The sequence below is a fragment of the Dankookia rubra genome, from assembly GCF_004355005.1.
In the GTDB taxonomy this organism is placed as follows: domain Bacteria; phylum Pseudomonadota; class Alphaproteobacteria; order Acetobacterales; family Acetobacteraceae; genus Paracraurococcus; species Paracraurococcus ruber_A.
Window position 1 is genome coordinate 1 of the sequence record NZ_SMSJ01000211.1, and the last position, 3,269, is coordinate 3,269.

General features: G+C 67.3%; 2 protein-coding genes and 1 pseudogene. All 3 read right to left on the reverse strand.

Going from position 1 to position 3,269, the window contains the following annotated elements; translation table 11 throughout:
* Nucleotides 1–265 precede the first annotated feature (265 nt).
* Entirely contained in the window at nucleotides 266–643 is a 378-nt protein-coding gene (locus E2C06_RS35910; protein ID WP_133293314.1) for a hypothetical protein, read from the reverse strand.
* 636 nt (nucleotides 644–1,279) lie between these two features.
* Nucleotides 1,280–1,522: a transposase gene (locus tag E2C06_RS35915; RefSeq protein ID WP_133293315.1), complete on the reverse strand. Its 243-nt coding sequence runs from the start codon at nucleotides 1,520–1,522 to the stop codon at nucleotides 1,280–1,282.
* A 3-nt stretch (nucleotides 1,523–1,525) separates the two neighbouring features.
* Nucleotides 1,526–2,380 (reverse strand): annotated as a pseudogene (locus E2C06_RS35920) (hypothetical protein); the annotation flags it as partial.
* Between the last annotated feature and the right edge of the window lie 889 nt (nucleotides 2,381–3,269).

Sequence of the window (3,269 nt, forward strand, 5' to 3'; positions counted from 1 at the left end):
GCGATGCCGGCCACACCACGATCAAGATCGGCGACGACAGCATCCGCCTGGATGGGGTCGGCAAGGACGATTTCCTGTCGCACCTGACCAGCTGGGTGAAGATCGTCTGATATCCACATCTGGCAGTTCTTCCGCTCTCTCAACTCAGTAGCGCATGTGCTTCGGCCGGCAGCGCAGGCCCTCTCGGTCCGCGTGCCAGTGCGTAGTCCGGTGCTGCCGGAGATGCCGAACTTGGCGGAGGCAGGGCTGCCGGCCTCCCAACGGCCTAGCCGCTGCAGGCCCGCAGCATGCGGGCCAGCCGGCCGCCGCGCCGCCACTGCGCCAACGCGTGTCGCGCCGCGTCGCGCTCCTTACTGGCCGCGTCGACCTGCTGCCGCAGCGCGGCCGCCTCGGCCCCCGTCGCCGCGACGATGGCCTGCGACGCGGTCTGAAAGCGCAGGGTCACCGCCGCTAGCTCGGCCCGCGCTGCTTGCGCCGCCTCGGCCCTCTGCGCCGCATGGGCCACGATTTCCCAGTTCCGCCGGTTCGCAACTGCCACCTGCATTGCCTGTGCCTCGCGCAGTGCGTGGGTCGCCGTGGCCAGCATCGCGTCGCGCTCGGCTAAGGCCTGGCTATGCTCGGCCAGGGCCTCCTTGTGCCGCAACGCCAGAGCCTTAACGCCTCGCCGCGCTGGTCAGCCAATCGCCGCGCTTCGCCGATTGCCGCTGTGGCCGTGGCCAGTGCTTCCCGCAAGGTGAGGATATGCCCTTCGAGCACGCCCGGGTGGCCGGCATCCTCGCCGGGTGCCGGGGGCGAGGCCTCGTCCAGGGCGTCATCCACGGTGTCAGCCATCGACCCTACCCCGCGTTACTAACGTTCTTGTAGGAGGATGCCGGCCGTATGATTAACCTTTCGTGTGATATAGAAAGAGGAGAACTTCGCCGTCCGATGAGACCACATAGGCATCTCATCGCGGGAGTCATAGCAGGCCGCTCCATCCGAAGCTGCCTTTCATCCCAGCCGAAATCACCTATTGGTTGATATTTGACATACTAAATGTCGTAACCAGTATTTCATTCTCGGGACAGGTCGCTGCTGGTCTTTTGCAAGTACCGTTCCGATAAAAAAATAGTCTGGGCGCCTCTTGCTGGCCTGCGCTGGCCGGAAGGCCCGACCTGTGTGATGCCGTCTCCGGTTGATCAGTTCGGCTGAACCGGCCTGGTCCGGCAATGGAAATCGGTGTGTGTCAATGCTGAGGTCGATTTGGTTCTCCCGCACTTCCCGTGCTGCCGTTCCGCTGTCATGCGGCATTCAGCACACGGGCACGGAGGAGCTCGAATCCCGCCCGGCCGTACATGGTGCGCTTGATCATCTTGATGCGGTTGATCTGTCCCTCGGTCGGGCTGGTCGTCCAGGGCAGGCTGAGCGCGGCTTCCACGGCAGTGACATCCTTCCGCAGCTCGGTGACGACGTCGGAGAGGTGCGTCGTCTCTGCGACAGCAAGGACGTCCGCCAAGGGCTCGTCGGTCTTCTTGCGCAACACGCCTTAGATCCGCTTGGCGGCGGCCACGGTGGCCGCCAGCGCCGGCACCTCCTCCAGCAGACGCGTGGTGAAGGCCCAGTCATGCCGCGACAGGGTCAGGGGTTCGGCCATCAGCAGCCGCGCCACGCGCCGACCCGAAGGCGGTCGGCACGGCTTGCCACCGGCGGTCCGCGGCGCCCGAGCTCCGTTCGGCTCCGTTTTACGGCGCTCCGTTGCCCAGCTTCGGACGATGGCGTCGCGGCCGGAGAAGCCCAGTGCCGCCAGTTCCCGCCACAGCCGGGCGGCGTTGTGGCGTCCCTCGGTCCAGCGGCGCTCCAGGTGGTCACGGTAGGGGTCGAGCACGCTGCCACGCTGGGGCTGCCGCCAGGACGGCGCCGCGCCGGCGCGCAGCCATTGCCGCAGCGTCTTGCGATCGGCGCCGAGCTGCCGGGAGATCGCTCTCAGCGAGGCTCCCGCGGCGTGCAGACGTGCTGCCTCGTCAAACCGGTCCTGCCGGCGCGCGCGTGCCGCCATGCTCCGGCGCCTTACAGCGCTGGGCCGGCGGCCGTCAGCGGTGGCTGGGTGCTGCTGGGCGCCGGCGCGACGCGCCATCCGCAGCAGCGTGTCAACGCTGACCGGCATGGCCAGGCGCGCGGCCAGCCGGGAGCCGACCTCGCCACCGGCGGCGAGGCCCAGTTGGTGCTGCAGGTCTTCCAGTCGACCCGTCCGCCGCCCGGCGGGCGGCGCGGTGTCGGCCAGCCGCTCGGCGAAGGTCAGCCGAGGGCAGTCCGGCTCGAGACAGCGGAAGCGCCGGGCCTGGACACGCAACAGGACCGGCCGCCCCTGCCAGGGCAGGTCGCGGAGTGCGCGGTCGTACCGGCTGTGAACCCGTCAGGACGGGTTGCCGCAGGCTGGGCACGTTGCCCAGGGCTCTCGCGGCGCGACGACGATGGTGAGGTGTTCTGGAGAGGGCAGGATCGGCTGGACCACCAGCCCTGCCGGGGTCAGGTCGCAAAGCGAGCTGACCGGAAGGAGGCGTTTCGACAACAATCAGACTTCAAGGGGAAAAGGTAGGTACCTCACTATATGCTCACTCCGCCCCGGAACGACGACCCACGGCACGGGACGTGCGGGAGAATAGCCGCATCGAGCTGCCGACAGCGCGCGGCGACTGTGGTGCTGAATTTGCCCAGCGAGGCGACATGACGATTGACTACTGGCTCATCACCAGCGGCCAGAGATGCTCGGCGAGCTGAATTTTGGGCGAGTAAGGGTGACGGGAAAACGAGGCCGATCCTCTCGCGGGCGACCAAGGCCTTGGGCCCATGTCAGCCGGCATTCTCAAGCACGAGAACGGTGCTGCGCTCGCAGCCAGCGCCGGTCTCACAGGCGAAGGTGGCGAGCATTTCGGTGAAGCAAGGCCTTGAAGGGCCGCGGCAGCGATACAAAACCGCCTCGCGGCTGGTCGGCTGCACGAAGGCGGCAACATGCAGCCACTGCCATCGACAATGGCCAAGCGCAATCGGCCGCTGGCCGGTAGGCACCCAGACCCGGCGACGGACCGGCTTCAGGCCGAGGCGTCGCCCTCCGCTCAAACCTCGACCGGTCCACCGGACACGCCCAAACCTAGTGCAGGACACAAGGTTTACTCGCATTTGCTGCGCGGCTTTGCCGAAGGTGCGGCGAGCGGGATCGTTTGAGAGAGCGTCCAGACAGACGGCAAAGGCGCTGGCCCGTTTGGGTCAGCGCCTTGTATTTGGATGCGGGG